This window comes from Pseudomonas putida (assembly GCF_004357765.1).
GTDB classification, from domain to species: Bacteria; Pseudomonadota; Gammaproteobacteria; order Pseudomonadales; family Pseudomonadaceae; genus Aquipseudomonas; species Aquipseudomonas putida_U.
The window spans coordinates 547,792-554,739 of record NZ_SMTE01000001.1 but is presented as its reverse complement, the minus strand read 5'-3'; the positions used below and the strand labels follow the sequence as shown (position 1 = coordinate 554,739).

Sequence of the window (6,948 nt, the reverse complement as noted above, 5' to 3'; positions counted from 1 at the left end):
GGGCCGGATGCAGGAGCAAGCGGTTTTGCCTACTTTTCCCAAGAGAAAAGTAGGCCGCCGAAGGCGGAAGGGGCCAGTAGCGCCGCTACACCTCTCGGATCAACCATCCAATCCCCAATCCCCAATCCCCAATCCCCAATCCCCAATCCCCAAGCCCCAAGCCCAAACCCCACCAATCCAGGAAGAACCTCTAGCTCGCAGGACGGAAGGCCTAGACTACGAAACGCTGGCACAGCCGCACATGATTTCAACAGTCGCCGTTTTGACATCCTCCGCCCACTGCGGCAGAGTGCGCGCTTTTTTTAATCGCAACGAGGAACGCCAAACCATGAATGCAGTGATCGCCGCAGTGGGCATCATGCTCGTTCTGAGCCTGTCACGCGTGCACGTGGTCATCGCCCTGATCATTGGCGCACTGGTCGGTGGGTTGGTCGGTGGGCTGGGGATCGAGGGCACGCTCAACGCATTCAATGGCGGCCTCGGTGGTGGCGCTACTGTAGCGCTGTCCTATGCCTTGCTCGGTGCTTTTGCCGTGGCGATAGCCAAGTCGGGTCTCGCCCATGCCTTGGCCGACCGGGCCTTGTCGATGGTCGACCTGAAGGGGCGTGCCGAGGGTGGCAAGGTCAAGGGCCTGCTGATTGGCCTGATGCTGGTGGTGGCCGTGGCGTCGCAGAACATCCTGCCTATCCATATCGCCTTCATCCCGCTGCTGGTGCCGCCGTTGCTGTATGTGATGACGCGCCTGCGCATCGACCGGCGGATGGTGGCCTGCGTCATCACGTTCGGTCTGATTACCCCTTACATGTTCCTGCCCGTGGGGTTCGGCAACATCTTCCTCAATCAGATCCTGCTGGCCAATGTGGCCCGTGCCGGTGTCGATATCAGCGGGGTCAATGTCAGCCACGCCATGGCCATTCCGGCGGCCGGGATGCTGGTGGGGCTGCTGCTGGCGGTCTTCTTCAGTTACCGAGGCAAGCGTGACTACGACCTGGCACGCATCGAGCAGGTTGAGCAGGTCAGCGTGCAGTACAACCCCTTGACCCTGCTGGTGGCCGGCCTGGCGATTGCCTTGGCGTTCATCATCCAGTTATGGGTGGGGTCGATGATCATCGGCGCCATGGTCGGCTTCCTGGTGTTCTCGCTGTCGGGGATCGTGCGCTGGAAAGACACCGATGACCTGTTCACCGAAGGCATGAAGATGATGGCGATGATCGGTTTCATCATGATCGCGGCCTCCGGCTTCGCCGATGTGATGAAGGCCACCGGCGAGGTCAACAGCCTGGTCGAGGCCGCGGCCCAGTGGATCGGCCATAGCAAAGGCGTGGGGGCATTGCTCATGCTGCTGGTAGGCCTGTTGGTGACCATGGGCATTGGCTCGTCGTTTTCGACAGTTCCGATTCTTGCGGCGATCTTCGTGCCGCTGTGCGTGCAGCTTGGTTTCGACCCATTGGCCACGGTCTGCATCGTCGGCACCGCCGGCGCGTTGGGCGACGCTGGCTCGCCCGCATCGGACTCGACCTTGGGGCCGACCTCCGGGCTCAACGTCGATGGCCAGCACCACCATATCTGGGATACCGTGGTGCCGACCTTCATCCACTACAACCTGCCGTTGTTGACGTTCGGCTGGTTGGCGGCCATGGTGCTGTAACGCAGGGTCAGCCTTTGTTCGGCGGTGGGGAGATGCTGTTGAGGACGGTGCTGCCGTCCTTGCTGCGGGTCAGGTAGACCGGCAATACCTTGGGCAGGTTATCCACCAGTCGGCTCACTTCTCGAGTGTTGTAGATGCCGCTGATACGAACCCGGCCGGTGGCTTGGTCGGCCAGGCGCAATGGCGACTCCAGGTAGCGATTGATGACCGGCAGGGCCTGATCGAGCGGGAGGTTGTCGAGGATCAGCTTGCCGCTGCGCCAGGCCAGGTTGTTGCCGTAATCGTCACTCTGGGCCAATTGCGGCTCGAAGTCGCCCGCCTGGTAGTGAGCCTGCATGCCCGGGCTCAGATGGTAACCCGCACCGTTGCCGTTGCTGCTGACCAGCACGGAGCCTTCGACCAGTGTGACCTTGACCTGGTCCTGGTATTTCCAGACGTTGAACTGAGTGCCGGTGACCTGGGTCTGGCCCGCGCCTGCGTGGACGATGAACGGGTGGGTGCTGTCGTGCGCGACCTTGAAGAACGCCTCGCCGTGGTCCAAGGTCACGTGGCGCTGATCCTTGTAGTTGAGGAAGGTCAATTCGGTGTGCAGATTAAGCTCGACGGTGCTGCCATCGCTCAATTGCACGGTCTGCATCTGATCGCCGGCTTCGAAGTGCTGGTAATGGTTGGGCAGCCAACCTTGCTCCCAGCCCAACCAGCCGAGCAGGGGCAGTGCGACCAGCGCGACCACTGCAGCCGAGGCCAACGGGCGCCAGTTGCGTGGTGCCTTGGCCGCGGCCAGCGGGTTGAAGTCGACCACCGTCGCCGTGCGAGGCAGGAAATCGGCGGTGTACCAGATCTCCAGCATCGCTTCGTATTCTTCCCGGCGCCGGGAATCCGCTGCTATCCAGCGCGAAAATGCCTCCCGCTCGGCTGCTGTGCAGTCATCGGCATGCAAGCGCATGCACCAGTGGGCGGCAGCATCGGTCAGGTCATCATCGGGGCTGGGGTCGAGGCGGTCTTGGTTCATTGCGGCTCCGGGTTTTGCGCATTCTACCCTCGCAACCGGCCATCGATAAACGCTGTAATGGCGAATGACTATCAGTTGTGTGTTTTTTCGTCGGAATTGCGAGTGATTCCGATCCCGAAATGACTGTATTTGATAGCTTGCTAATCAAGGCTTTGACATTGACTGCCTAGGCAGTAATATTTGCATACAATTGTCCGAGTCATTCGCTATGCCTCATTTCACCCCGGAAAATTTCGAGACCTGTGCCATCGGCATCTTGCTGGGACGTGCGGCGCTGCTGAAGGACCGCATCCTTGACTCGCATCTGGAGTCCGAAGGCATCACCGCGGCCCAGTTCAAGGTGTTGATCATCGTCACCCAATATCAGGTGGATACCCCGGCCGAGCTGTGCCGCTATCTGGGGCTGGACAGCGGTTCGATGACACGCATGCTCGACCGCTTGGTGCAGAAGGGCCTGGTCGAGCGCAATCGCTGCGCCCTGGACCGCCGCCAGGTGCGTCTGGCGTTGACCAGCGAAGGCCAACGCGTGGCCAACCGCTTGCCTGAAGTGGGCGCTGCGGCAATGAACGAGCTGGTCGGCGTGCTGCAACCCGAGGAACTCGCCACCCTCGAAAGCTTGCTGGCCAAACTGCTGATGAATGCTGGCGACCCGCTGATGATCCGCCGTTTCGGCGATCGTTGAACCCTGTTACGTACTAGCCAAGGTATTATCATGGCCACTTCCACTGACACCCCGAACCCTGCCGAACAGGGCTCGCCACGCAAGCGCAAGGCCTGGTTGCTGGGTCTGCTGCTGTTACTCATTGTTGCTGGGGCCTGTACCTGGGCCTGGTACGCGCTGGTCGGTCGCTGGCAGGTCAGCACCGATGACGCATATGTCAACGGCAACGTGGTGGAGATCACCCCCCTGGTGACCGGCACCGTGACCAGCATCGGTGCCGATGATGGCGACCTGGTGCATGCAGGGCAGGTGCTTCTGCAGTTCGACCCTGCCGACAGCGAAGTGGCATTGCAGGCTGCCGAGGCCAACCTGGCGCGCACCGTGCGCCAGGTGCGCGGGCTGTACAGCAACGTCGACGCGCTCAAGGCGCAATTGCAGACGCGTCAGGCCGAATTGCAAAAGGCGCGGCAGAACTACAATCGGCGTAAGGTTCTGGCCGACAGCGGCGCTATCGCTGCGGAAGAAATTTCCCACGCCCGTGATGACCTCGCCGTCGCCCAAGCCGCCGTCAACAGCGCCCGTCAGGAGCTCAAGACCAGCAGCGCCTTGGTGGACGATACGCAGGTTTCCTCGCACCCCGAGGTCATGGCGGCCGCTGCCCAGCTGCGCCAGGCGTTCCTCGACAACGCCCGTACCACCCTGGTGGCACCGGTCACCGGCTACGTGGCCAAGCGCACCGTGCAGCTCGGCCAGCGCCTGCAGCCTGGCACCGCGACCATGGCGGTGATCCCGTTGGACCAGGTGTGGATCGACGCCAACTTCAAGGAAACCCAACTGCGCGACATGCGTATCGGTCAGCCGGTGGAAATCACTGCCGACCTGTACGGCAGCGATGTCAAATACAGCGGTACCGTCGATAGTCTGGGAGCCGGTACCGGCAGTGCCTTTGCATTGTTGCCTGCGCAGAATGCCACCGGTAACTGGATCAAGATCGTTCAGCGCGTACCGGTGCGTATCCACATCAATCCCGATCAGCTCAAGGACCATCCCCTGCGCATTGGCCTGTCGACCGTGACCGAAGTCGACCTGCACGACCAGAGCGGCCCGACCCTGGCGCAGCAACCGCCGCAGCAGGCCAGCTTCACCACCCAGGTCTACGACCACCAGTTGGCCGAAGCCGATGAGCTGATCGCCCGGCTGATCCACATGAACAGCGCCGCCGGCAAGACGGCCCAGCGATGAGCAAGGAAGCGCCTGCGCAGTTCACCCCGCCGAGTCTGTTGTTGACGACCATCGGTCTGTCTCTGGCAACGTTCATGCAGGTGCTGGACACGACCATTGCCAACGTGGCCCTGCCGACCATTTCCGGGAACCTGGGCGTGAGTTATGAGCAGGGCACCTGGGTGATCACTTCGTTCGCGGTGAGCAACGCCATTGCGTTGCCGCTCACCGGTTGGTTGAGCCGACGCTTCGGCGAGGTCAAGCTGTTCATTTGGGCCACCCTCCTGTTCGTGCTGGCATCGTTCCTGTGCGGTATCGCCCAGTCGATGCCGGAGCTGGTTGGCTTCCGGGTGCTACAGGGTGTCGTGGCCGGGCCGTTGTACCCGATGACCCAGACCCTGCTGATTGCCGTGTACCCGCCGGCCAAGCGCGGTATGGCCTTGGCGTTGCTGGCGATGGTCACGGTGGTGGCGCCGATTGCCGGGCCGATCTTGGGCGGCTGGATCACCGACAGCTACAGCTGGCCATGGATCTTCTTCATCAACGTACCGATCGGCCTGTTCGCCGCTGCCGTGGTGCGCCAGCAGATGCGCACGCGTCCGGTGGTCACCAGCCGCCAGCCCATGGATTACATCGGCCTGCTGACGTTGATCATCGGGGTCGGAGCGTTGCAGGTAGTGCTGGACAAGGGCAATGATCTGGATTGGTTCGAATCGACGTTCATCATCATCGGCACCCTCATCTCGGTGGTATTCCTGACGATCTTCATCATCTGGGAGCTGACCGACCGGCACCCGGTGGTGAATCTGCGGCTGTTCGTACACCGCAATTTTCGGATCGGTACCCTGGTGCTGGTCGGTGGCTATGCCGGCTTCTTCGGCATCAATCTGATCTTGCCGCAGTGGTTGCAGACGCAGATGGGGTATACGGCGACTTGGGCGGGGCTGGCGGTGGCGCCTATTGGCTTATTGCCGGTGATCATGTCGCCGTTCGTGGGTAAGTATGCGCACCGCTTCGATCTTCGGGTGCTGGCGGGGCTGGCATTCCTGGCCATCGGTGGCAGTTGCTTCATGCGGGCTGGGTTCACCAGTGAGGTGGACTTCCAGCACATAGCCCTGGTGCAGTTGTTCATGGGTATCGGTGTGGCGTTGTTCTTCATGCCGACGCTGAGCATTCTGCTGTCCGACCTGCCGCCGCATCAGATTGCCGATGGCTCCGGGTTGGCGACTTTCTTGCGCACGCTGGGTGGCAGCTTTGCGGCGTCGTTGACCACTTGGATCTGGATTCGTCGGGCGGAACAGCATCATGCCTATCTGAGCGAACACATCAGTACCTTCGATCCGGCGACCCGGCACACCCTTGAGCAACTAGGTGGTGCGGGGGAGCAGGGATATGCGCGCTTGGAGCAGATCCTCAACGGCCAGGCATACATGATGTCGACGGTCGACTATTTCACCCTGATGACTTGGGTGTTCGCGGGGTTGATCTTGTTGGTGTGGTTTGCCAAGCCGCCGTTCACTGCCAAGGCTGCGGCGGGGTCGGCTGGGCATTGAGGGTGGGGTTGGGCGAACAAATGCTGTACCCCAGATTCTCAGATTCCCACAAACCGGCTTTTCCCCTATTGTCGAGGACCCGTTACCAACGATGGGCAGATCTATGGAGAAAGTCATCATCATCACCGGAGGCAGCCGCGGCATCGGCGCGGCCACTGCGTTGCTGGCCGCTCGCCAGGGCTACCGGGTGTGCATCAACTACCACACCGACGACCGAGCCGCGGAGCGCATCCTCACCCAAATCCGTACGCTCGGCGCCGAAGCCATCGCAGTGCGTGCCGATGCCAGCGTCGAGGACGAGGTGATCCAGCTGTTCCAGCGCGTCGACCACGAGCTGGGACCTATCACCGCGCTGGTCAACAATGCCGGCACCATCGGCCAACAGAGCAAAGTCGAGGACATGTCCGAATTCCGACTGCTCAAGATCATGAAGACCAATGTCGTGGGCCCGATGCTCTGCGCCAAGCATGCGTTGCTGCGCATGTCCCGTCGCCACGGCGGGCAAGGTGGCGGCATCGTCAACGTCTCGTCGGTAGCCGCCCGTCTCGGGTCGCCCAATGAATATGTCGACTACGCCGCTTCCAAAGGTGCATTGGACACCTTCACGCTCGGGCTGGCCAAGGAAGTGGCCGGCGAGGGCGTCCGGGTCAATGGTGTGCGCCCCGGCTATATTCACACCGGGTTCCATGCATTGTCCGGTGACGCCGACCGCGTATCCAAGCTCGAAACAGGCTTGCCCATGGGCCGCGGCGGCCAGCCGGAAGAGGTGGCTGAGGCCATTCTCTGGCTGCTGTCGGACAAGGCTTCCTATTGCACAGGCAGCTTCATCGACCTCGGCGGAGGGCGCTAGCGG

At 61.7% G+C, this 6,948-nt stretch carries 6 protein-coding genes; 5 read left to right on the top strand and 1 reads right to left on the bottom strand.

Features of this window, described 5'->3' with window-relative positions; all coding sequences use genetic code 11:
- Positions 1-328: 328 nt before the first annotated feature.
- Positions 329-1,648 (top strand): Na+/H+ antiporter family protein, encoded by a 1,320-nt coding sequence (locus tag E2H86_RS02560; RefSeq protein ID WP_133324374.1) that lies wholly within the window; start codon positions 329-331, stop codon positions 1,646-1,648.
- Positions 1,649-1,655: 7 nt separating this feature from the next.
- On the opposite strand, the gene E2H86_RS02555 is transcribed toward E2H86_RS02560, so the two are convergent.
- Positions 1,656-2,660, bottom strand: coding sequence for a FecR family protein (locus E2H86_RS02555; RefSeq protein ID WP_133324372.1), 1,005 nt, complete (start codon positions 2,658-2,660; stop codon positions 1,656-1,658).
- A 208-nt stretch (positions 2,661-2,868) separates the two neighbouring features.
- Between E2H86_RS02555 and E2H86_RS02550 the strand changes: the two genes are divergently transcribed.
- The 4 genes from E2H86_RS02550 (at position 2,869) to E2H86_RS02535 (ending at position 6,945) form a co-directional block, all read left to right on the top strand.
- Positions 2,869-3,342 (top strand): MarR family winged helix-turn-helix transcriptional regulator, encoded by a 474-nt coding sequence (locus E2H86_RS02550; RefSeq protein WP_133324370.1) that lies wholly within the window; start codon positions 2,869-2,871, stop codon positions 3,340-3,342.
- A gap of 30 nt (positions 3,343-3,372) precedes the next feature.
- Complete coding sequence (locus E2H86_RS02545; protein ID WP_133324368.1) at positions 3,373-4,563, top strand: HlyD family secretion protein; 1,191 nt, start codon at positions 3,373-3,375, stop codon at positions 4,561-4,563.
- Positions 4,560-6,095 carry a DHA2 family efflux MFS transporter permease subunit gene (locus tag E2H86_RS02540; RefSeq protein ID WP_133324366.1) on the top strand — a complete coding sequence of 512 codons (1,536 nt, stop codon included), beginning with the start codon at positions 4,560-4,562 and terminating at the stop codon, positions 6,093-6,095. The genes E2H86_RS02545 and E2H86_RS02540 overlap by 4 nt, the downstream gene beginning before the upstream one ends.
- 103 nt (positions 6,096-6,198) lie before the next feature.
- Positions 6,199-6,945, top strand: a complete 747-nt coding sequence (locus E2H86_RS02535) for an SDR family oxidoreductase (RefSeq protein WP_133324418.1) — start codon at positions 6,199-6,201, stop codon at positions 6,943-6,945.
- Positions 6,946-6,948 lie beyond the last annotated feature (3 nt).